Below are 22449 nucleotides of genomic sequence, written 5' to 3'. Positions count from 1 at the left end.
TCCACAGGATTTCGCGTCATCCACAACCCGGATCAGGACGATGCGCCGCCCTCTTCGCCCTGGTCGGCCCCGCTGTCGTCGTCCTTGCCCTCGCGGGCGGCGCGCTCGCGAGCCTCGGTTTCGGCCAATTGCGCCAGCGGGTCGTCGAAGACGGTGGCGGCGCCGCCGATGACCGAGTCGATGAAACCGGCGGGGGAGTCCAGGTCGTCGGAATCCGGCAGCAGGTCCGGGTGCGCCCACACGCGGTCGCGGGCGGTCATGCCCGCGTCGCTGGTGAGCCTGCGCCACAGCGCCGCCGCCTCGCGCAGCTTGCGTGGACGCAACTCCAGCCCGACCAGCGTCGCGAAGGTCTGTTCCGCGGGCCCGCCGGTGGCGCGCCGCCTGCGCAGCGTCTCCGCCAGCGCTCCCGCGCCGGGCAGGCGGTCGCCAACGGCGTCGGCGACGACGACCTGAACCCAGCCCTCGATGAGCGCCAGCAGCGTTTCCAGTCGCTCGAGCGCCTGCTTCTGCTCGGGTGTGGTCTGCGGCTCGAAGGTGCCCTGGGCCAGGATCTCCTCGAGCTTCGCCGGATCGGTCAGCGACATCGGATCGATGTTCTGCGCGGCTTGCTCCATCGCGGAGAAGTCCATGCGGATGCCGCGCGCGTAGTCCTCGACCGCGCCGAGCACCTGCTGACGCAGCCACGGCACGTGCGCGAACAGCCGCTGGTGGGCGGCCTCACGCGCGGCGAGGAAGACCAGGATCTCGCTCTCCGGCTGCTCCAGCCCGGCGCTGAACTCCGAGATCGCCGCGGGCAGCAGCGCCGCGGTGCCGGTGGGGCCGAGCGGCAGACCGATATCGGTGGAGGTCAGCACTTCTTTGGCGAGCTGGCCGAGCGCCTGGCCGAGTTGCGATCCGAAGGCCAAGCCGCCCATCTGGCCCAGCATGCCGACCATCGGCGCGGCGAACTGTCTGGCCTCCTCCGGCAGCGCCGCGGTCCACATGCCCGAGATCTGCTCGGCGACCGGGTCGCACAACCGCTGCCAGGTGGACAGGGTCTGCTCGATCCAGTCGTTGGCGGTCCACGCGACCGTCTTGGCGGCGCCCGCGGGCAGGGTGGTCGCGCTGTCGAGCCAGAGTTCGGCGAGGTGCGCGGCGTCGGCCACCGCGCTCGCGGCGCCCGAACTCACCGGGGCGACGGACGAGCCGAGCTGCTGGCGGGCCAGCCGCTTGGCGACGTCGTAATTCACCGGCCCGGCCTGCGCCGAGCCCGGTTGCCCCATGCCACTGAGCATCTGGCCGAGCGAGGTCAGCATCTGGCCGAGTTGCGCCGGGTCGAATCCGCCCGCGCCGGACCCACCGATACCGAAACCGAACGGGTCGTTCGGGCCGGGACCGCTCGGCTCGTCACCGCGCTTGCGATCGTCGTCGTCGCGGTTGGAGAATCCGAAGGGGAGGTCGTTCATGTTCTTTACGTTACGCGTGTAGCACAGCATCCCTCTGTTCGCGCGGCGCGAAATCGGCGGCGGCGCGGCGGGCCGAAACGACCGCCTCCGGCCACTCGCGCCGCGGGCTGTCACTACTGTGGTCCAGGTGAATCGTCGGATCCTCACCCTGGTGGCCGCCCTGATCCCGGTCCTCGTGCTCGGTGTCGTAGGCAGTGTGCTGACTGTGCCGTACGTCGCACTCGGGCCCGGCCCCACCTTCAACACCCTCGGCACGGTGGACGGCAAGGACGTCGTCGACGTGCGAGGCACCGAGGTCGATCCGACCACGGGCCATCTCAACATGACCACGGTGTCGGTGCGCGACGGGCTGAGCATCTTCGAGGCGTTCGGCTTCTGGGCCAGCGGCAAGCACGGCCTGGTGCCGCGCTCGGAGGTCTACCCGCCCGGCGTCTCGCGCGAGGAGATCGACAAGTCCAACCAGGAGGACTTCAAGGACTCCGAGGGCAACGCCGAGGTCGCCGCCCTGCACTATCTGAACCTGCCCACGGTCGTGCTGCTGCGCAAGGTGGCCGACGACGGGCCCGCTCGCGACGCGCTGCGCGCCGGTGACGAACTGATCAGCATCAACGGCACGCCGGTGACGACGCCCAAGGACGTCGTCACCGCGGTCGGATCCCAGGCGCCGGGCAGCACGCTGACCGTGGTGTTCCGCCGCGACAACGCCGAGCAGACCGCGACGATCGTGCTCGGCGCCCGCCCCGACGACCCGGCCAAGGGCTACCTGGGCGTGACGCCGGGCGAAGGCGCGCGGCCGCCGCTCGAGGTCGCGTTCAACCTCGCCGACATCGGAGGTCCGTCGGCGGGCCTGATGTTCAGCCTCGCCCTGATCGACAAGCTCACCCCCGGCGAACTGGACGGCGGCAAGTTCGTCGCGGGTACCGGGACCATCGATCAAGACGGCAAGGTCGGGCCGATCGGCGGTATCCAATACAAGATGATGGCCGCGCGGGAGGCGGGCGCGGAGACCTTCCTGGTTCCCGCGGCCAACTGCGACGAGGCCAGGCAGCGGACTCCCGACGGCCTGCGGCTGGTGCGCATCGAGAACCTCACCGGCGCGGTGCAGTCGCTCAACGAGATCAACACCGGCAAAGAACCGGTCAGCTGCGGGTGACGCCGGAGCGGTGATCCGCACCGGAAGCCGCGCGCATCTGCCCGGGCGCTCACCGCGGCCACGGCGTGATCCCCGCGCAGGCGAACGACCCGCGTTGTCTGCGCGTGATGCAGCGGCGTCGTGCCGTGGTCTGCGAGGCCGGTAGTTCATTCGAGCGTGTGGTGCAGTGCCTCGACCAGATTCGGCGCCAGGTTCGGGTAGGTGCGCAGGTCGAGGTCGCCGAAATCGTCCGCGTCGTCCTCGGGGCGCAGCTGCAACAGGCACAGCGACGCGCCGTCGCGCAGCACCGCGGCGAACAACCTGGCCTCCCTGCGTTCCGGGTGGGCTTCGGCGGCGGCGCGCGCGGCCGCGTCGGCGGCTTCGTGGTCGGCCAGCAGCGGGGCGAGCGCGTCGTCGAGCGTCGACTCGGCGTCCGGCGGGAGCACTACGATCTCCTGCACCAGCACGCAACCGCGGACGGCGGGCGGCCAGCTGGTGGTGGCCAGGAATTCGTCCAAGGCGATCGAGCCGCCGGTGATGTCGTCCGGGAACGCCTCTTGGGCGACCGGCGTCAGCTCGCCGCCCTCGTCGAGTTGCTCCTCCAGTTCCGGCTGCGCCGCGACCAGGTCCGCGGTCGGCACCAAGGCGAACATCTGCGGGGGACGGCCCCACCCCTCGGCGTCGACGAATTCCGCCACCTCCCGGACGGATCGGGCGAGGACGAGTTCGGCGTGCAGGTCTGGGGTCACCCGAACATCCAATCAAACCGCCGGTGAGCGCAGCCGCAAACCCGGGCGAACGGTTCCCCGGCGCGGCAAGCGCAACCCTGCCAGCTGCATGGTGTCCGATTTCCGTAGAGTGGGCCGGGACGGTCCGGAAGGACCACCCGCAACATCGGACTGCGGCGCATCGGCCGGGCCTCTCGGTGCGAGCGTCGCCGGACCTTGGAGAGTGGCATCGTGGGCATGCGGCCCCCCACCGGCTTACCTTCGCTGTCCCGACGCAGCCGTGTGCTGCTGGTGGCGGCCATCGTGCTCGCGGCGCTGCTGCTGCTCGGGCCGCGGTTGACGGACGCCTACACGAATTGGCTGTGGTTCGGCGAGGTCGGCTTCCGCAACGTGTATCTCACGGTGCTGCGGACCCGGGTGCTGCTATTCCTCGTGGTGGCGGCCTTCGTCGGACTGGTGGTCTGGCTGGCGCTGCTGCTGGCCTACCGCTCCAGGCCGGTGTTCGTGCCGGTGGCGGGCCCGAACGATCCGATCGCGCGCTACCGCACCACCGTGATGAGCAGGCTGCGGCTGTTCGGCGTCGGCATCCCGGTGCTGCTCGGCCTGCTGTCGGGCCTGGTGGCGCAGTCGAACTGGGTGACGGTGCAGCTGTTCCTCAACGGCGGATCGTTCGGCGAGAAGGACCCGGAGTTCGGCCTCGACGTCGGCTTCTACGCCTTCGACCTGCCCTTCTACCGCATGGTGCTGAACTGGCTTTTCGTCGCGGTGGTCATCGCGTTCTTCGCCAGCCTGGTCACCCACTACGTCTTCGGCGGGCTGCGCCTGAGCGGCCGCGAGGGCACGCTCACCCGCCCGGCGCGCATCCAGCTCGCCCTGCTGGCCGGGTTGTTCGTCCTGCTCAAGGCCATCGCCTACTGGTTCGACCGGTACGAATTGCTCTCCAGCAGCCGCAAGGAACCCACCTTCACCGGCGGTTCGTACACCGACATCAACGCGGTGCTGCCCGCCAAGCTGATCCTGCTGTCCATCGCGGTGATCTGCGCGCTGGCGTTCTTCGCCGGCATCGTGCTGCGCGATCTGCGGGTGCCGGCGATGGCCGCCGCCCTGCTGGTGCTGTCCTCGATCCTGGTCGGCGCGGTGTGGCCGCTGGTGGTCGAGCAGTTCTCGGTGCGTCCGAACGCCGCGGACAAGGAGAGCGAGTACATCGAACGCAACATCGCCGCGACCAGGCAGGCGTTCGGCATCACCGACGACAGGATCGATTACAAGGACTACAAGGGCGAGAGCAGCAAGAGCCCGCTCGAGGTGCCGGTGGACGCCGCGACCATCGGCAACGCCAGGCTGCTGGACCCGAACATCCTCTCGCCCACCTTCACCCAGCTGCGCCAGCTGAAGAACTTCTACGGCTTCCCGGAGTCGCTGGACATCGACCGCTACAACCTCGACGGTGACGTGCAGGACTACATCGTCGCCGCTCGGGAGCTCTCGCCCGCGGCGTTGAGTGGCAACCAGACCGACTGGATCAACCGGCACACGGTGTACACCCACGGCAACGGCTTCGTCGCCGCGCCGGCCAACCGGGTGAACAAGCCGCCGTCGGACGATCCGAACGCCGCGGGTGGCAGCGGCGACGGCGGCTATCCGATCTTCATGGTGAGCGACCTGTTCACCCCCGCGGACAAGCAGCAGATCAAGGTGGACCAGCCGCGCGTCTACTTCGGCGAACTGATCTCGCAGGCCAACCCGGACTACGCGATCGTCGGCGCGATGGACGGTCAGCGTCCGCGTGAGTACGACTCCGACACCGCGCAGTACACCTACACCGGCAAGGGCGGCGTACCGATCGGCAACTGGTTCAATCGCCTGGCCTTCGCGGCCAAGTACGCCGAGCGCAACATCCTGTTCTCCTCGGCCATCGGCGACGACTCGAAGATCATCTTCAACCGCAGCCCGCGCGAGCGGGTGCAGAAGGTCGCGCCCTGGCTGACCACCGACGGCAACGCCTACCCCGCGGTGGTCGGCGGACGGATCGTCTGGATCGTGGACGCCTACACCACGCTGGACAACTACCCCTACGCGCAGACCACCTCGCTGGAGGGCGCGCTGGAGGACAGCATCGACAAGAAGACCGGGCGGCTGCTGCCCCGCAAGGCGGTCAGCTACATCCGCAACTCGGTCAAGGCGACGGTCGACGCGTACGACGGCAGCGTCACCCTCTACGAGGTCGACTCGTCGGATCCGGTGCTGAAGGCCTGGCGCGGGGTGTTCCCCGGCGCGGTGAAGCCGGAGAGCGAGATCTCGCCGGAACTGCGGGCGCACTTCCGCTATCCGGAGGATCTGTTCAAGGTTCAGCGCGAGATGCTGTCGAAGTATCACGTGGACGATCCGCGAGAGTTCTTCACCAACAACGCTTTCTGGTCGGTTCCCGCCGACCCGACCACCGAGGGCGGGACCACCGCCAACCAGCCGCCGTATTACGTGCTGCTGGGCGATCCGAAAACGAACAAGCCCACGTTCAATTTGACCAGCGCGATGACCGGCTACAACCGGCCCTATCTCGCGGCCTATATCTCGGTGCGTTCCGACCCGGACGGCTACGGTAAATTCACGATCCTTCGATTGCCAACGGACACACAGACATTGGGTCCGCAGCAGACACAGAACCGGATGACGACATCGCCGGAGGTGTCGCGGGAGAAAACGCTGCTGTCCAATTCGAACAAGATCAAATATGGCAATCTGCTGACCCTGCCGGTCGCCGACGGCGGCATTCTCTATGTGGAGCCGTTCTACAACGAGCGCAACACCGGCCCGAACACCGCGACCTTCCCGCAGTTGCTGCGGGTGCTGGTGAGCTATCGGGACGAGGCGGGCAACGTCAAGGTGGGCTACGCCTCGACCTTGGCGGACGCGCTGAACCAGGTGATCCCCGGCGCGGGCGCGCTGGCGACGCCGTTCGGCGGCGACTCCGGCACCAGGCCCAAGTCCGGCACCACTCCGGCGCCCGCCGAGCAGGGCAACAACGGGACGAGTAACGCCTCGACGCCGCCGCCCGCCTCGGCGCAGCCGCCGGCGACGGGCTCGTCCGCCGCAAAGGACGCCGCCGCGGCCGAACTCAACCGCAAGATCGAGAATGTGCGAAATGCCATGCGCAGCGGGAATTTCCAGGACTTCGGCCGGGCGCTGGACGAGCTGGAAGCCGCCGTCAAGGCCTACCAGGACGCCGGTCGCTGAGTAGCGCCGTTTCCACGGGCACAACGAAAGACGCCGCCATCATCGCGATGGCGGCGTCTTTCGTTCGGCGCGGAACGCGTCAGCGACCGAGGGAGTCGATCAGCGCGCTGTTCTGGCTCAGGATCTGCTCGACCTGACCCTTGAAGCCGTACTGCTCGGCCAGCTCGCTTGCGGCGGACTGGGCCTGCTCGACCAGGGACTGCGCGGCGCTCACGGCGGGCTGGGCGGGCTCGGGCACGGTGGGAAGTTCCTCGGCCCGGACCAGCGGCTCGGGCTCGGAGGTGCCGGGACGCAGGTACTTGCCGCACGTCGGCCACGCGCCGGGGCCCTGGGTGGCGAGCACGTTCTCCGCCACGCGGATCTGCTCTTCCTTGCTGGCGGTGTGGGCCGAGCCCCGGCCGCCGTTGGCGGCCCAGGTGCTCTGCGAGAACTGCAGGCCACCGTAGTAGCCGTTTCCGGTGTTGATCCCCCAGTTGCCACCGCTCTCGCACTGCGCGACGCCGTCCCAATCGTGGGTGGCCGCAGAGGCGGAAGCGGTGGAGAATGCGAACGGGACGGCAACAAGAGCGCCGGTGATGGCGGCGAAGCCGATGGCGCGGGTGCTGATCTTCCGGTTCTCGGTCATGGTCGTTTCCCTCCCTGCGCCCGCCGGCACGGCGATCGAAGCTTTTGCCGTGCCCCTGTCCCCAGGTCGTCGGGGATCCTCGAACCGCGGGACAGGGTCACCGGTGTTCGGCGGTTCGAGTTCGAGCCCGTCTCGGATGATCCGGGCCGTGGAGTGACGGTAACGAAGAATTCTCAGCAGATCACATCTTGATAACGCCGGAATTGCATGAAGCGAATAACCCGAATATCGGTGTTTTACCAGCTGGGAAACGCTGTCAACACGCTGAATCCTGGTGAAGTTATCGCATCGTTATGTGAGTGAGATCACCACGATATGGTGAAATAGGTCACGTTTGAAGTGGGTATTCAGTGGTGAATCTTGTGGGCGCGGTGCCGTGGCGGGGAATATCGCCGCCATCGGATTGCCGCAGGGCCTTTCCGGCTCGGAGACGGGGCCGCGGGGGATGTCGCGTGGTCTGTTCAACTCCTCGAAACCGTCCCTGAGCTGGCGATTTGCAGACTTCGCGAACCCGTGTGTAATGTTGTGTTCACCGACGCGGGGTGGAGCAGCTCGGTAGCTCGCTGGGCTCATAACCCAGAGGTCGCAGGTTCAAATCCTGTCCCCGCTACTAGGAACGGCCCCGGAACACTGGTTCCGGGGCCGTTTTGCGTTTGATCTGGAAGTGCGTCGTCTTGTCTCGGCGGCGGCGGATCCGGTGTCGATGGCGGGGTGGTTGCGGCGGGGTGCTCGGACGCGTCCCCTGCGTCGAACCCGAAGGGGGAAGGCATGCCGTGAAGCCTCCGACGGGACGGCCGGCGAACAGGGCGGCATTGGTAGGCGAGATGGCGTACCTGTCCCGCGCTCTCGGTTGGGATGCCGAGCGCGCACGGCGCGATCCGCTGTGCTGAAGGATGTCCGCGCTGCCGTGGGTGGCGCCCGCTCTCCGCCGGAGAATTGGCCCCGCCGACCTCTTGACTAGCAGAAAATGTGGAGGAAACTGGTCATTACACCGGAACAACGGTCGGTGAGCGCACTGTCAGCTGAGACGTCGGCAGGCAGTGAAGACACCGATACGGGATCCGGCTAGGCCCCCGGCAAGCCAGTCGAAGACCGGAGCCGTCAGCGACGACTGAGGCTCACGGAACGACGAAGACTACCGGGGACTGATCTGTGTAGGGGGTCTTTCGCCTGGGTTTCCAGGCTCGCGAACTGGACCGGAGTGCTCGGCCGAATCGCCCACTCCAACGGAATGCTGATGGTTGACTAGCCGTGTGCCGGCTGTCTCGGCCGGACATCGGCAACCCGTATCAGGAGGCACCCGCAATGCCCACTCATGACGGAAGCTGGCCGCAGGGAACACCGTGCTGGGTCGACTGCCAGGTCGACGACCCGGCACGCGCCCGCGAGTTCTACGGCGAACTCTTCGGCTGGGACATTCAAGACAGCCCGCCCGAGGCGGGGGGTTATCTGATGGCGATGCGCAACGGCCGGGCGGCCGCGGGCATCGGGCCCAAGCCGGAAGGCATGCCGATGCCGTCGGTGTGGACCACCTACCTCGCCGCCGACAGCGCCGACGCCATCGCGGAGAAGGTGAACGTCGCGGGCGGCTCGCTGATGATGCAACCGTTCGACGTGCTCGATGTCGGCCGCATGGTCGTCGGCGCCGACCCCACCGGCGCGGTCTTCGGCATCTGGGAGGCCAAGGCCCACAGCGGCGCGGGGATCTACAACGAGCACGGCGCCTACTGCTGGAACGAGCTGCACACCAGCGACTACAAGCAGGCTCAGCAGTTCTACGCCGAGGTGTTCGGCTGGCACTACACCGAGATCGGCGACGGCGAGAACTTCGTCTACTCCACCTTCAGCCTGGCGCCCGACGGCGACGCCGTCGGCGGCATCAACGATTCGACGAAGATGCCGGGCGACAATCCGTCCTATTGGCTGGCCTGGTTCCAGGTCGGCGACACCGACGACGCGCTGGCCAAAGCGCGCGATCTGGGCGCCACCGTCATGACCGGGCCAGACGACAGCCCCTTCGGCCGCATGGGCATCGTCCAGGGGCCGCAGGGCGAGGTGTTCGGCGTCATCGATCCGACCAGGACCGTCGGGGAGCCGCCGACCGGCGCGTGAGTCGTCCGGCGGCCACACCCGAGCCGCCGCGCTCGGTTGTCGCCGCCGCGGCAATCGTGGTTTCGGCGGGGGTGTCGACGGGCTCCGCGGCTCGCGGCGAGAGAGCGTAGGGCCCGGTCGACACGACTCGTGCACGACGCTCGTGCCGACGGGTGCGGCGATTGGTCGAGGTCCGGGCGACGGCCGGTATACCCGGGTCAGTCGGAGCGCGCCGATCCCGGCGACACCAGGCCGTGCTGATGGGCGTAGACCACGGCGTGGATGCGATCGCGGACGCCGAGTTTGGCGAGGATACGGGAGACGTGGGTCTTCACCGTCTCCTCGCCGACGCCGAGCTGCGCGGCGATCTCGGCATTGCTGCGCGCGTCGGCGAGCAGCAGCAGCACCTCGAGTTCGCGGGCGGTGAGCTGCTGGACCTCCGGCGGGGTGCGCGGCGGTGCGAGCGTGTTCGCGAAGCGGGAGACCAGGCGGCGGGTCATCGAGGGGTCGATCAGCGCGTCGCCGCGCGCCGCGATCCGGATGGCCGTGACCAGTTCTTCCGGCGGCAGGCTTTTCAGCAGGAACCCGCTCGCGCCCGCTTGCAGGGCGCGATACAGGTTGGCGTCGCTGTCGTAGGTGGTGAGCACAAGGACGTGGGTGCCGCCCGCGGCGACGATCGCGGCGGTGGCGGCGAGACCGTCCAGCTTCGGCATCCGCACGTCGAGGATCGCGACGTCCGGGCGCAGCAGGGCGGTCTCGCTGATCGCGGCGCGGCCGTCGCTCACCTCGGCGACGCAATCCAGGTCCGGCTGGCTGTCTACGACGGCGCGCAGGCCGGAGCGGAACACACTGTGGTCGTCGGCGATCAGGACGCGGATGGGCGGGTTCACGATCCTCCGATCGGCACCGACACGGTGGTCTGCCAGTGCGTGGCGTCGCGGCCGTAGTCCACTTCGCCGTCGAACAACTCCGCGCGGCGGCGGATGCCGTTGAGGCCGCGCGGCACCGAGGTGCCGGTGGTGACCGGTCCGGGAGCGAGGGGGTTGGTCGCGCGCAGCACGACCCGCTTCGGCAGGTACTCCACCTCCAGGCGCGCGTGCGTGCCGTCCCCGTGCCGCAGCGCGTTGGTCAGCATCTCCTGCACGATCCGGTACAGGGTGATGTTCAGCGAATCCGGCAGTTCCACCGCCTCGCCGCGCAGGTTCGTCTCGACGTCCAACCCGGCGGCGCGGACGTGCTCGATCAACCCGTCGATGTCGGCGAGGCCGGGCTGGCGCTGCCCCTCGTCCTCGCGGCCGTGCAGCAGGTCGAGCTGGCGGCGCAGATCCACCATCGCGGCCCTGCTGCTGGACTCCACCGCGGACAGCGATCGGGCGGCGGCCGCGTTCGCCGTGCCGCCGAGCGCCAGCCGCGCCGCACCGGCGTGGATGCCGATCGCGCTGACGTGATGGGAGATCACATCGTGCAGGTCGCGGGCGATGGCCGCCCGTTCCTCGGTGACCGCGCGCTCCACGGCCGTCCGGTGCTCCTGCTGCCGCAACCGGGCGCGCTGCTCCAGATCGGCGATGTAGGAGCCGCGCGCCGCCGTATAGCGGCCGACCAGCCAGGGCACGCAACCGGCGGAGACGGTCGTGGCGAGCAATATCCTCCAGTCGTGCGCCGCGGCGCTGTCGGTGCGCAGGTGCGCCCCGGCGACTCCCGCGCACAGCAGCAGCATGGTGAGCACGGAAGTCGGCCCGGCGAGCCATGCTCCCGCGCGGTATCCGGCCACCAGGAACCCGACGTCGGCGAATCGCACCGGGAATCCGTGCCGGTACAGCAGCAGCGCGGCCAGCAGGCGCACCAGCACCTGCACGACCGCGACCACGCCCGCCGTGCGGGGCGGCGCGGCCAAGGCGAGATCGGCGGCGACGATCGCGATGATGGCGGCGACCGTCTGCCACGGCGCCACCGCGAACACGCCGCACAGGCCGAGCACCACCGCGTCGATGGCGGCGGCCACCACGGCGACGACCACCGACTGACGCGCCAGCGACCTGCTCACGTCCAACAGTTCGTCACCGCCTCCGTCTGGTTCCGGTGCCCGTCCTGAGGGTGATCCTAATGATCGGAACCTCCCCGGAAGACGACGCACGGTCGACAACTCTGCCGGTGCGCCTGCGCGCCCGCGTCCCCCGCGCGGGGGACGCGAAGTCCCTCGGCGGCGCGATGTTTTCCCAGGCACGAGCCCGTAGCGTCGGAGGCCGACGGCAGACGACGAAGGAGTACCCATGGGCCGTGTGGAGTTCGAGTTGCTGAGCTATGCCATACCAGCATTCGCGGTGCTCATGCTGGTCGAGTGGATCGCCTACCGGCGTGATCCCGACCGATCCGGCAACGGAGGTTCGGCCCGCGACACCGCCTCCAACGTGGCGACGTTCACGTTGGGCCGGTTGACCAAGCCGCTGATGCAGTACGTGGTGCCGTTCTCGGCGGTGGTCGTCGCCGCGGCGGTCACGCCGCTGCACCTGTCGCCGCGATCGTGGTGGGTCTGGGTGCTCGGCCTGATCGTGACGGATCTGTGCTACTACTGGGCCCACCGCGCCGATCACCGGGTGCGGCTGATGTGGACCGCGCACAACGTGCACCACTCCAGCGAGCACTTCAACCTCTCCACCGCGATCCGCCTCTCCTGGCTGCATCCGGTTCCGAACATCCTGCGCGGCCTGGCGTGGGTGCCCGCCGCGCTGCTCGGTTTCCCGGCCTGGATGATCTTCCTGCTGCAAGGCATCGGGCTGCTCTACCAGTTCCCGATTCACACCCAGCGGGTCAAGACGCTGCCGCGCCCGATCGAGTTCCTGTTCAACACCCCCTCGCACCACCGTGTGCACCACGGCTCGAACAAGCCCTACATCGACAAGAACTACGGCGGCATCCTCATCATCTGGGACCGCATGTTCGGCAGCTTCGCCGCCGAGTCCGAACCGGTTCGCTACGGCCTGACCAAGAACATCGGCACCGACAATCCGCTGAAGGTCAACTACCACGAACTCGCGGCGCTGATCCGCGACGTGCGCGGCGCGAGCACCTGGCGCGGGCGGCTCGGGTACATCTTCGGCCCGCCCGGCTGGACCGAGCACCCCGCGACGCCCGCCGCGGTGGCGGAGCCGTCGCCCGAGGAGCGCGTCACAGCCGTGCAGCTCGCGTCCTGATCGACCGCTGTGGAGCCGGGCGGTGCGAGCCGTCCGGCTCCGGCGTGCCGAGCGCGTGCCGCAGGTGACCTCAGCCCGGATCAGGCGGGATCGAGGTAGAACCGCAGACTCGCGATGCCGTCGCCGCCCTGAGCGAACTCCACGACCGCCACTCCGGATACCGCGCCGAGCCGCACACTCGCCGTGACGGTACGCCCGGCCGCGATCACCTTGCTCCAGCGCATGCTGCGAGCTCGATTCGTGAATTCCTCCACCGACACCGGTGTGCCCGCGGGCAGTTCGATGTCGGCCCGCTGCCCGAGCAGCTCGCGCACACGGCTCAGGTCGGTGCTCGCCGCGGCGGCGAAAAGCCTTGTCGTAGCCCGCTTTCCGCGACCACCCACGCCGCCGAGCGCCCGCAGCATGCCCAGTGCTCCGCCGACGCCCTGATTGACGACCAGTTGCGGCCCGAGCTTCACCGCGGCGGCGATGCCGGGTAGCCCGGTGCGCAGCAGTTGCCGGATCATGCCCGCCAGCTCCCAGTGCGCGGCCAGGTAGGCGATCTTCCAGACGCCGTCCTGCTCGACGAGCCGGTAGCGCAAATGCATCGGGACGAAGACGGTGGCGCCGGTCGACATCGTGGTGACGATGGTCAGGTCGCGCACCACCATCGGCGGATGGACCAGGTCGCGGTCTACCCGGAACGCGATGGTATTCGGCCCGATGAAGGTGTCGTAGAAGCGTTCGATGGCGGCGCGCCCGATGTGCGGGCGGGAGCCCACCGGGTCGTTGACCTCCGCGTCCGGGGCGAACAGGCCGACCCACGCGGACTTGTCGTGCGCCGCGACCGCTCGTGGCGACGCTTCGACGGCCGTCAGCAGCGCTGCGCCCGAATGATCCAGCGGCATGGCGGAACCTCCGTCGACGTGATCAGGTCTGGACCAATGGTAGAACAAGTTCTAATTCCGGCGTCTCGACGGCGAGAAACGATGCGGGAACGCTGCATCGAGTCGGGTTCGGACTACAGTCGGGACATGGGTATCGAGTACGCGAGCGTCATCGATCTACCCCGCTCCGAGGTGTTCGCCTGGCACGCGCGCCCCGGCGCTCTCACTCGCCTTGCCCCGCCATGGCAACCGGTGTCGCCGCGCGCGGAAGCGGACTCGCTCTGCGACGGGCGGGCGGTGCTCGGACTGCCCGGCGGGCTGCGCTGGGTGGCGCGGCACGACTCCCGCGAGTACGACCCGCCACGCCGGTTCGTCGACGCGGTGACCGTCGACGGCATCGGGTCGCTGCCCGCCGGACTGCTCCCGTGGCGGCACACCCACGATTTCGAGGTCGTCGACGAGACGCGCACCCGGGTGGTGGACCGGGTGGACGCGCCGGTGCCCGCCGCGGTGCTGCGGCCCATGTTCGCCTACCGCCACCGTCAGCTCGCCGACGATCTCGCGGCGCACGCGCGGGCGGCGCGGGAAGGTTTCGTGTCCAAGACCATCGCGGTGACCGGAGCGTCCGGCATGGTCGGTTCGGCGCTGGCCGCGTTCCTGTCCACCGGAGGGCACCGCGTGCTGCGGCTGGTCCGGCACCCGCCCCGCGCCGGGAACGAAAGGCGCTGGGACACAGCCGATCCCGCGCCGGACCTGCTCGACGGGGTGGACGCGGTGGTGCATCTGGCCGGAGCCTCCATCGCCGGCCGGTTCACCGAGGGGCACAAGCGTGCCGTCGCCGACAGCCGGATCGGCCCAACCCGCGGCCTCGCCGAGGTAGCGGCCGCGGCGGGGGTGCCGGTGTTCGTGAGTGCCTCCGCGATCGGCTACTACGGCGCCGACCGGGGCGACGAGGCGCTGACCGAGCAGTCGGCGCGCGGTGCGGGCTTCCTCGCCGGCGTGGTCGACGGGTGGGAGGCGGCGACGGCGTCGGCGGCGGAAGCGGGGGTGCGGGTGGTGCGTGTGCGTACCGGGATCGTGCAGTCCCCGCGTGGGGGCACGCTGCGGTTGTTGCGGCCGTTGTTCGCGGCCGGGCTCGGCGGGCGCATCGGTAGCGGTCGGCAGTGGCTGTCGTGGATCGGGATCGATGACCTGATCGACGTCTACCATCGGGCGCTCTGGGACACCGGATTGTCGGGGGCGGTCAATGCCGTTGCGCCGCAACCTGTCCGGAACGCGGAATACGCCGAGATCCTCGCGGGCGTGCTGCGCAGGCCCGCGCTGTTCCCGGTTCCAGGTTTCGGTCCGGCGCTGTTGCTGGGCCGGGAGGGCAACCGGGAGGTGGCGTCCGCCTGTCAGCGCGTCGTGCCCGCGCGGCTGACCGCAGCCGGTCACCGGTTCCGTACCCCTTCCTTGGAACCGGCGTTGCGGCATCTGCTCGGCAGGACTGCGGACTGACCACGGCGATGATCAGGGGTGGAAGCCGGATGCGCTGGACGAAGGGGCGCTCTGGATTCGGCCGGGCGTAGCCGGACAGCCGGCGGAAACTATCGGCGGGATTCGGCTGTGTCCGCGTGAGTTGCTGGGGCATGGGCCATCGAGCCGACTTGCGACGACGATGTCGCAGCGAGACGTCCGGCGGTCGTTCGGCCCGGCGTCATCCGTCGGACGCGCGCACAGCGAGCAGATCCGCGGCGTCGAGGAGACTGTCGACGCGTTCCACGCCGTCCGGGAGGAAGACCGCCTCCCATCCGGGGCCGCCGACCAGGACGCGTGCGCCCGCGCCGAGGCAGGCGCGCACCGCGGAGGTCAGCGCGGTGGACTCCTGCTGCGACCACAGCAGCACGGCGGCGGGGCGGTCGAATCGGGCCAGGGTGTCGGCGAGCGCGGCGGCGGGCACGTCGGCGCCGAGCATCCGCGCCCCCACACCGCGTTCGGCGAGGGCGGCGCGCAGCACCTCCAGCGGAAGCGAATGCGTTTCTCCGCTGGTGCAGGCGAGCACCACCGGCGTAGTCCCGGCGGGCGCCGACGGCGGATTCGTCCGCTGCAGCACCGAGATCACGCACCAGGACAGCAAGTGCTCCACATCGATGCAGCCCTCACCGCTGAGCTGGCGCTCGACGATGTCGGCGAAAGCGGGACGGCACAACAGATTCCAGGTGTCCACCACGCCGAACGCGCGGACGTGCGCTTCGATCCGGTCGGATACCGCGGTGGTGTCCAACGCGAAGGCCGCCTCCAGCAGCGCTTCGCGGCGGCCGAGAGCGGGTGCGGGCCCGCGCACCGCGGCGGCCGCTCCCGCCGGGCTCGCGCCCGTGCGGATCAGCGTGAGCATCCGCTCGAGCATGGCGATGTCGGCCTCGGTGTACAAGCGGTGTTTCCCCGGGCGATGCTGCGGCGGGCCGATGTCGTAGCGGCGGTTCCAGCTGCGCAGCGTCGCGGTCGGGATGCCGAGACGTTCGGCGACCGCGCGCACCGTGTATCCGGCCGCGTCGGACACGGGGACGGGACCGGCGGGCATCGCCCCATTCTGCCCGCCGCCGACGAGATCCGTTCCACCCGGCCGGTCGGTGGGCCCGGGCGGCGGCGTCACGTCACCCTCGCTCGCGCGGCGAGCCGTTGCGCGCGAATGCGCGGCGGCCACCGCGGTTCACGGCAGTGGAGTGCGGCGGCGTCCCCGGTGCGACGGCATCCGAGCATCGCAGCGACTAGGACCGGCGACTCTCGGTGGAGAACGGTCCTCGCGCCGACGCGGCGCCGCCGGAGAACGGTGGATGGCCGACGGGGTGGCTGCGGTGCGCCGAGGTTGTCGGCCTGCGGCGTGGCGCAGCGGCGCGGGCGTCCGAGCCCGGCCGTGCCCGCGAGACGGGGCGCTGCTGTCGGCGTCATCGTTCCTCCAGAAGGACTGGATGCATCAATTATGCATCGTTTATGCTAGTGTGGTCAGCGTCGCCGATTACGAGGAGTCAGCGTGCACCGTCGCAACCTGCTGCGTACGTCGACCCGCCTGCTCGTCGGGGTGGTGTCGGCGCTGTCCGTCACGGCGCTGGCCGCGGGCGGCGCCTCCGGTGAACCGGGCGCGGTCGCCGGGCCCGCGCCGGTGCCGCGCCTGGAACTGGACCGGTACCTGGGCACGTGGCGTCAGCTCGCCGCCGTCCCGCAGTACTTCAATCTCGCCTGCGCGCGCGACACGCAGGCGAACTACGCGCTCGATCCGCAGGGCAACATCGCGGTGCGCAACACCTGCACCACGTGGTCGAACACGCGGAACGAGATCACCGGCACCGCGGTGGTCAACGACCGGGAGACCGGGGCGCAATTGCACGTCAGCTTCCCCGGCGTGCCGACCCAGGACCGCCTGGACGGGCCGACCAACTACATCGTCACCGCGCTCGGCCCGGACTATTCGTGGGCGGTGGTCACCGACCCGAGCCGGACATCCGGATTCGTTCTCGCGCGCGCCGCGTCGCTCGACGCGGACGCATGGCAGCAGGTGCGCGCCGCGATCGTCGCGGCAGGACAGAACCCGTGCCTGTATCTGACCTCCCCGACCACGGGCGGTGAGTCGCGCATCGTCCCGCTCTGCGCGAGCTGATCCGGCGTGCTCGGCGCTCGCGAGGGACGCGTCGCAGACGGTAGGGCTGAGCCGCCCGATGCCGCCGCGGCGCGGCCCTCACGGGCGCCGAGCACGTTCCGGCGAAAGGACTTGCTGATGACCATCCGGGCCGTGCTGCGGAAGCGTGCGCGATGACCGTCACGATCGCGTTGTTCACCCGCGATCTACGGGTGCGGGACAATCCCGTGCTGACCGCCGCGCACCGGGCGGGCGCCGCGGTGGTGCCGCTGTTCGTCCTCGACGACGCCATCCTCTCCGGCCGCTTCGCCGCGCCGAACCGCGCCCGGTTCCTCGCCGCCGCCCTCGCCGAACTGGACGACGAATTGCGCGCCGTCGGCGGCGCCCTGGTCCTGCGCCGCGGCGACGTGGCCGCCGAGGTCGATCGCCTGGTGGCGCAGGTGCGCGCCGAGAGCGTGCACGTCGCCGCCGACGTCAGCGGTTACAGCCGCAGGCGCGAACGCGCGCTGCGTGAGCTTCTCTCCCGCCGCGGCTGCCTGCTGCACACCCATCCCGCCACCGTCACCGTCGCCGATCCGGCGACCCTGCTGCCCGCCACCGGGCGCGATCACTTCGCGGTCTTCGGCCCGTATTTCCGGCGCTGGTCCGACGCGCCGCGGCGCGAGCCGCTCGGTAGGCCGCGCCGCCTCACGGTGCCGCCGGTGGCCGGCCTGCCGCTGCCGGACGCGGCCGAACTGTGCGCGGGCCCGACGTCGCCTCGACTGGCCGTGGGCGGTGAGACGACGGGCCGCAAGATCGTGCGGGACTGGCTGTCCGGGCCGGTCGAGCACTACGCGCGCGACAACGACGACCTCGCCGCCGACGCCACCTCGCGGCTGTCGCCGTATCTGCATTTCGGTTGCGTGTCGCCGGTGGAGCTGGCGCACCGGGTCGACATGGCCACCGAGGGCGGGCACGCGTTCGCCCGGCAGCTGGCCTGGCGCGACTTCCACCATCAGTTGCTGGCCGCTCGCCCGTCCGCGGCCTGGTCGGACTATCGCCCCCGCTCGATCCGCTGGCGCGACGACCAGCAGGCCGTCGACGCCTGGCGGGAGGGACACACCGGGCACCCGGTCGTGGACGCGGGGATGCGGCAGCTGCGCGCGGAGGGCTGGATGCACAACCGGGCCCGCCTGATCACGGCCAGCTTCCTGACCAAGTCGCTGCGGATCGACTGGCGAGTGGGCGCGCAGCACTTCCTGCGCTGGCTGGTGGACGGCGATCTGGCGAACAATCAGCTCAACTGGCAGTGGGTCGCGGGCACGGGCACCGACACCAGGCCGAACCGGGTGCTCAATCCGCTGCGCCAGGCGCAGCGCTACGACCCGGACGGCGCGTACGTCCGGCGCTGGATCCCCGAGCTGGCGCATCTGCCCGGGGCGCGCGTCCACCGGCCGTGGCGCGAACAGGTCGATCCGGCGGACTATCCGGCGCCGATCATCGACGTCGCCGGGATGTGACGGCCCCGGATCACCTTCGCGGCGCGCTCGGTCGCCGCACGGCGTCGGCGACCGACTCGAAGGCTCGCACCACGTTCTCCAGTTCGTCGCCCATGTCGCGCATCCCGGCCACCGCCGCCGGATCGTCGGTGTCGAAGTACCACCGTGCGAACAAGCGGCGGAACGCGTCGTCGGCATCGCGGGCGAGTCGCAGGATCTCGGCGCGGTAGCGTTGCGCGCCAACGGAATCCAACGGCGCCGCGAACGATCGGGCCGTGCTCCGGCCGCAATCCTCGACGATGCCGATGAGCTCGGCGAGTTCGTCCGCGAGCGCTGTCACACTGTGCCGGTGTGTCAGCTCGGCTGTCGTCCCGAGATGGACGACCACGGCGCGCAGAGCGCGGGTGAGATCGCAGTCCGGCTCGCACGTGTCGTCCTCGGCGAGTGCCGCGAGCCCGGCGTAAACGGCGGCGTGATCGGCGGGAACGAGATGGAGCATGCCGAGGATCGCCGTGGCTTGCCCGACCGTGCTCGCCGCATGCCGAGCGCAGTCGTGCGAGGGTTTCCGGGCCAACGGTTGCGAGGACGTCACAGGTGCTCCTGACGGTGGATCGAAAGGCGTGCGCGCGGCGATGATCGGCCCCACGGTCGCGGCAGGCGCCGCGACACAGATGATTCGAAGAGCACGGCCGCGCGGATCAACCCTCCTGGACCACACGTGTGGCGGCGTGAGCTTGGCGAATACCGTTCGCGCGGGTTTGAATTGAGATGTCGAGGATTTGCCGCATCGGAGGAAAGGGGCCTGTCATGGGCACCGTCGAAATCGCGATCACCATCGGCCGCATCGTGGACACTCTGCAGAAGGCGCTGATTCTGCTCATTCTCTGAGCGACCCGTGCTTCCCGGGCTCGCCGGCGGAGGTTGCCCGGGAATTACGGAGCTTCGCCGGATCGTCCTCCCGATCGATCAGCCGCCGTAGCCCGACCGGTGGAAGTCCCATGCGTCGGCGACGATGTCGGCGAGGTCGGGACGCTGTGGCTTCCACCCGAGCCGGGCGCCCGCCTTGCCGCTCGCGGCCACGCAGACGGCCGGGTCACCCGGCCTGCGCGGGCCGTAGTGCACCGGGAAATCGCGCCCGGTGACTTCGCGCACGGTGTCGAGCACCTGCCGGTTGGAGTACCCGCTGCCGTTGCCGAGGTTGTACACCTCGTACTCGCCGGGGCGGATGGCCTCCAGCGCCAGCAGATGCGCGGCGGCCAGATCGGCCACGTGCACGTAGTCACGGATGCAGGTGCCGTCCGGCGTCGGGTAGTCGGTCCCGTAGAGAGTGAACGAATCACGTTGTCCCGCAGCGGTTTGCAGCAGGATCGGGATCAGGTGCGATTCCGGCTCGTGCCGCTCGCCCAGCCGCGCGTCCCCGGTGACGACGGCGCCGGAGGCGTTGAAGTAACGCAGCGACGCCGCGCCGAGCTCGCTCGCGCCGCATTCGCCCGCGATCATCATGTCCACCGTCGCCTTGGTCGCCGCGTAGGGATTGGCCGGACGCACTTCGGCGTTCTCGTCGAAAGGTGTGCTGCCGTCGCCGGTGTACATCGACCCGGTGCTGGAGAAGATCAGGCGCGGGGTGCCGGCGGAGCGAACGGCGCGCAACAGCGCGAGCGAGCCTTCGATGTTGTTCCACCAGTACTTCTCGGGGTTGGCGACCGATTCGGCGACTTCGATCTTGGCGGCGAAGTGCAGCACGCCGTCGAAGCCTGCCGCCGGGGTGAGCACGTCGGCGACGCGGTGGATCGACAGCTCGTGGAACGTCGCGCGCGGCGGGAGGTTCGACGCGAAGCCGGTGGACAGGTCGTCGAGTATCTCCACTTCATGGCCTGCTTCGACGAGCTGGTGCGCGACGACGCTGCCGATGTAGCCGGCGCCGCCGGTGACGAGAAGTTTCACGGGTGTCCTCTCCTTGGATGGCTGGCCGAAGACCTCAGGGTAGGCCGTGGCGAGCGCGCCGACGGCCGGGTCGGTGTTCGGATTCATCATCGCGTCCGGATCCGCCCCGGCGGCTCTGCCGAGCCTGTGCGTTGGCTCGAGATACCGGCCCCGGTTGTCAGCTACTTCTCAGCGCACTACCGGGATCTCTCGAGATCCCGCGCCGAGGATCGTTCTCACGGTCGAAGTCCGGCCGGCGGCCCGAGGGGCCCGGACCTAGGAGAACGAGTATGAAGGCGTTGAAGTCCAAGGTGGCGAAGGCCGCGGCGGTCGGAGGCATCGCTCTGGCGGCGGTCGGCGTCGGCGCGGGCGTCGCGAGCGCGGATCCCGGTCACGACGACCGTGACCGCGGCCGCGGCCCGGTTCCCGAACAGCACCACCAGGACCCGCAGCCGAGCCCGCACGGATTCTGGTTCTTCAACCAGTGGATCCCGCTGCCCTGAGTCCGTCGACTCGCCGCCGATCAGGTCGATTACCTCGCGGGTAATCGACCTGATCGGCGTTGTGGGCCAGGCTCGGGACCATGGTGACGAACAGCATGCGGCAACACCGCTCGGCGCTGGCCGGTGCGCTGCGCGGCCTTGCGCTCGGACGGGTCGCGCTCGGCTCGGCCGCGCTCGTGGCTCCGCGGACGCTGAGCAGGGCGCTGGGCGTGCGGCCGACGCCCGAACTCGACTACATGACCCGGATCTTCGGCGCGCGGGCGATCGCGCTCGGCCTCGGATATCTGACCGCGCCCGCCGAGGAGCTGCCGCGCTGGCAGCGCCTGGCGTTGCTGGTGGACATCCTCGACACGACGCACGGCGGGGTGCGCCTCGTGCGCGGCGACGTCCCCCGGCCCACCGCGGTCGCGCTGGTCGCTCTGACCGGCGGGTACATGCTGGTCGGCGCGACCAGGCTGGCAAGGGACCTCGTGTGAATGTCTTTGGCACACTGTTGCGATGGCGACCGTTGTGGCATTCCACGCGCACCCCGACGACGAGACGCTGCTGACCGGGGGGACGCTGGCCGAGCTGTCCGCCGCCGGGCACCGCACCGTCATCGTGGTGGCCACCGACGGCCACATGGCCGATCTGGACGGCCGGAAGGCGCTGCGGCTCGATGAGCTGGAGGCCAGCGCCGCCGCCCTCGGCGTGCACCGAGTGGCCCACCTCGGCTACGCCGACAGCGGGCACGGCGCGGTGCTGTACGCCGACCCGCCGGACCGGACGCGTTTCGCCCGCGCCGACCCCGAGGACGCGGCGCGGCGGCTGGCCGCGATCCTGCGCGAGGAGAACGCGGAGATCCTGCTCAGCTACGACTCCAACGGCGGGTACGGGCATCGCGACCACGTCCGCGTGCACCAGGTGGGCAAGCGCGCGGCCGAACTGGCCGGGGTGGCGCGGGTTCTGGACGCCACCCTGCCCCGCGATGGCTACACCCGCCTCGTCCGTTCACTGACACGGCTGGGCTTTCCTTTCCGCTACGACTCATCGGTTCTGGACTCGCTGTACAGTCCGCGTGCGGCGATCACCCATCGCATCGACGTCTCCAGCCACGCCGCCCGCCGCAAGACCGCCCTGGCCGCCCACCGGTCGATCATCGAGGGCTCCAGCCGCTTCGCGGCCATCGCCAAGGTGCTGCTGCGCATGCCGACCCCGGTGCTGGCCCGGGTCATACGGTGGGAGTGGTACGCCGAAGAAGGCGCTACCCCTACCTCCGGCCCTCCCCTCGACGACATCTTCCGGCCCGCCTCCCGCTGAGCGGTTCGCGTGCGGAGGTTCGTGACGAGCCGACCTGTGTGCCGAGACCACCCGCGACCCCACCTCGCTACGCGCGCGGTGCCGAGGGGTCGGTGATCCAGGCCGATTCGACTACATCGCAGGTCGCGATGCGATCGCGGTCGCCGATCCGAGCCGTACGATCGTCGGCGGGTCGCGGTGGGCCGGGGTCGTTCTGCGGCGGGCCTGCGCGTTCCTGTGGTGGACCGGCTCCTTCCGCGGTGGACCCGGGCGGACCGGCGCCTTTCTGCGGTGGACCTGCGCGTTCCGGTGGTACCGATGGACCACGCCGGCTGGCCTGTG

General features: G+C 70.0%; 19 protein-coding genes and 1 tRNA gene. 11 read left to right on the top strand and 9 right to left on the bottom strand.

The genetic code is table 11. The features are described from left to right. Window positions 1-32 precede the first annotated feature (32 nt). A complete protein-coding gene (locus tag ACH49X_RS07070; protein ID WP_195081925.1) occupies window positions 33-1445 on the bottom strand; it encodes a zinc-dependent metalloprotease in 1413 nt (470 codons plus the stop codon). 127 nt (window positions 1446-1572) lie between these two features. On the opposite strand from ACH49X_RS07070, the gene ACH49X_RS07065 reads away from it, so the two are divergent. Beyond that, window positions 1573-2598 carry a PDZ domain-containing protein gene (locus tag ACH49X_RS07065; protein ID WP_357108157.1) on the top strand — a complete coding sequence of 342 codons (1026 nt, stop codon included), beginning with the start codon at window positions 1573-1575 and terminating at the stop codon, window positions 2596-2598. A gap of 146 nt (window positions 2599-2744) precedes the next feature. Here ACH49X_RS07065 and ACH49X_RS07060 read toward each other — a convergent pair whose 3' ends face one another. Beyond that, entirely contained in the window at window positions 2745-3326 is a 582-nt protein-coding gene (locus ACH49X_RS07060) for a PPA1309 family protein (protein WP_195081923.1), read from the bottom strand. A gap of 210 nt (window positions 3327-3536) precedes the next feature. Here ACH49X_RS07060 and ACH49X_RS07055 point away from each other — a divergent pair, with 210 nt between their 5' ends. Further along, entirely contained in the window at window positions 3537-6539 is a 3003-nt protein-coding gene (locus tag ACH49X_RS07055; protein WP_357208360.1) for a UPF0182 family protein, read from the top strand. 79 nt (window positions 6540-6618) lie between these two features. On the opposite strand, the gene ACH49X_RS07050 is transcribed toward ACH49X_RS07055, so the two are convergent. After that, entirely contained in the window at window positions 6619-7164 is a 546-nt protein-coding gene (locus ACH49X_RS07050) for a transglycosylase family protein (RefSeq protein WP_195081921.1), read from the bottom strand. A gap of 536 nt (window positions 7165-7700) precedes the next feature. On the opposite strand from ACH49X_RS07050, the gene ACH49X_RS07045 reads away from it, so the two are divergent. Both ACH49X_RS07045 and ACH49X_RS07040 read left to right on the top strand, forming a co-directional pair. Further along, window positions 7701-7774 (top strand) — tRNA-Met (locus ACH49X_RS07045). 695 nt (window positions 7775-8469) lie between these two features. Then, on the top strand, window positions 8470-9276 hold the full coding sequence (locus ACH49X_RS07040) for a VOC family protein (RefSeq protein WP_357208358.1): 807 nt from the start codon (window positions 8470-8472) through the stop codon (window positions 9274-9276). 197 nt (window positions 9277-9473) lie between these two features. On the opposite strand, the gene ACH49X_RS07035 is transcribed toward ACH49X_RS07040, so the two are convergent. Both ACH49X_RS07035 and ACH49X_RS07030 read right to left on the bottom strand, forming a co-directional pair. After that, window positions 9474-10145: a response regulator transcription factor gene (locus ACH49X_RS07035; RefSeq protein ID WP_357208355.1), complete on the bottom strand. Its 672-nt coding sequence runs from the start codon at window positions 10143-10145 to the stop codon at window positions 9474-9476. After that, window positions 10142-11299, bottom strand: coding sequence for a histidine kinase (locus ACH49X_RS07030; protein ID WP_357208352.1), 1158 nt, complete (start codon window positions 11297-11299; stop codon window positions 10142-10144). The genes ACH49X_RS07035 and ACH49X_RS07030 overlap by 4 nt, the downstream gene beginning before the upstream one ends. A 226-nt stretch (window positions 11300-11525) precedes the next feature. Here ACH49X_RS07030 and ACH49X_RS07025 point away from each other — a divergent pair, with 226 nt between their 5' ends. Next, window positions 11526-12446: a sterol desaturase family protein gene (locus tag ACH49X_RS07025; protein ID WP_357108170.1), complete on the top strand. Its 921-nt coding sequence runs from the start codon at window positions 11526-11528 to the stop codon at window positions 12444-12446. Between the two features lie 80 nt (window positions 12447-12526). On the opposite strand, the gene ACH49X_RS07020 is transcribed toward ACH49X_RS07025, so the two are convergent. Further along, window positions 12527-13333, bottom strand: a complete 807-nt coding sequence (locus ACH49X_RS07020; RefSeq protein WP_357108173.1) for a nuclear transport factor 2 family protein — start codon at window positions 13331-13333, stop codon at window positions 12527-12529. A 126-nt stretch (window positions 13334-13459) separates the two neighbouring features. On the opposite strand from ACH49X_RS07020, the gene ACH49X_RS07015 reads away from it, so the two are divergent. Further along, window positions 13460-14809, top strand: a complete 1350-nt coding sequence (locus ACH49X_RS07015) for a TIGR01777 family oxidoreductase (protein WP_357208349.1) — start codon at window positions 13460-13462, stop codon at window positions 14807-14809. 199 nt (window positions 14810-15008) lie between these two features. Here the strand turns inward: ACH49X_RS07015 and ACH49X_RS07010 are convergent, their stop codons facing one another. Continuing rightward, window positions 15009-15872, bottom strand: coding sequence for a MerR family transcriptional regulator (locus tag ACH49X_RS07010; protein ID WP_195081914.1), 864 nt, complete (start codon window positions 15870-15872; stop codon window positions 15009-15011). A 450-nt stretch (window positions 15873-16322) separates the two neighbouring features. Between ACH49X_RS07010 and ACH49X_RS07005 the strand changes: the two genes are divergently transcribed. Together ACH49X_RS07005 and ACH49X_RS07000 are read left to right on the top strand one after the other, a co-directional pair. Beyond that, window positions 16323-16946, top strand: coding sequence for a lipocalin family protein (locus ACH49X_RS07005; protein ID WP_323124394.1), 624 nt, complete (start codon window positions 16323-16325; stop codon window positions 16944-16946). Window positions 16947-17098: 152 nt separating this feature from the next. Beyond that, window positions 17099-18424 carry a deoxyribodipyrimidine photo-lyase gene (locus tag ACH49X_RS07000; RefSeq protein ID WP_195081913.1) on the top strand — a complete coding sequence of 442 codons (1326 nt, stop codon included), beginning with the start codon at window positions 17099-17101 and terminating at the stop codon, window positions 18422-18424. 10 nt (window positions 18425-18434) lie between these two features. Here ACH49X_RS07000 and ACH49X_RS06995 read toward each other — a convergent pair whose 3' ends face one another. Together ACH49X_RS06995 and galE are read right to left on the bottom strand one after the other, a co-directional pair. After that, window positions 18435-18995: a hypothetical protein gene (locus ACH49X_RS06995; RefSeq protein WP_195081912.1), complete on the bottom strand. Its 561-nt coding sequence runs from the start codon at window positions 18993-18995 to the stop codon at window positions 18435-18437. Window positions 18996-19369: 374 nt separating this feature from the next. Continuing rightward, on the bottom strand, window positions 19370-20347 hold the full coding sequence (gene galE, locus ACH49X_RS06990) for a UDP-glucose 4-epimerase GalE (protein WP_195082132.1): 978 nt from the start codon (window positions 20345-20347) through the stop codon (window positions 19370-19372). A gap of 278 nt (window positions 20348-20625) precedes the next feature. Between galE and ACH49X_RS06985 the strand changes: the two genes are divergently transcribed. The 3 genes from ACH49X_RS06985 (at window position 20626) to ACH49X_RS06975 (ending at window position 22128) form a co-directional block, all read left to right on the top strand. After that, window positions 20626-20829, top strand: a complete 204-nt coding sequence (locus ACH49X_RS06985) for a hypothetical protein (protein ID WP_195082131.1) — start codon at window positions 20626-20628, stop codon at window positions 20827-20829. Between the two features lie 80 nt (window positions 20830-20909). After that, window positions 20910-21305: a hypothetical protein gene (locus ACH49X_RS06980; RefSeq protein ID WP_323124395.1), complete on the top strand. Its 396-nt coding sequence runs from the start codon at window positions 20910-20912 to the stop codon at window positions 21303-21305. A 22-nt stretch (window positions 21306-21327) separates the two neighbouring features. Beyond that, window positions 21328-22128 carry a PIG-L family deacetylase gene (locus ACH49X_RS06975; RefSeq protein WP_357108184.1) on the top strand — a complete coding sequence of 267 codons (801 nt, stop codon included), beginning with the start codon at window positions 21328-21330 and terminating at the stop codon, window positions 22126-22128. Window positions 22129-22449: the final 321 nt, after the last annotated feature.

It is taken from the genome of Nocardia sp. NPDC019323 (genome assembly GCF_044389845.1).
Taxonomy (GTDB): Bacteria; Actinomycetota; Actinomycetes; order Mycobacteriales; family Mycobacteriaceae; genus Nocardia; species Nocardia implantans.
The sequence above is the reverse complement of the archived record's forward strand: the minus strand, read 5'-3'. Positions and strand labels throughout refer to the sequence as shown.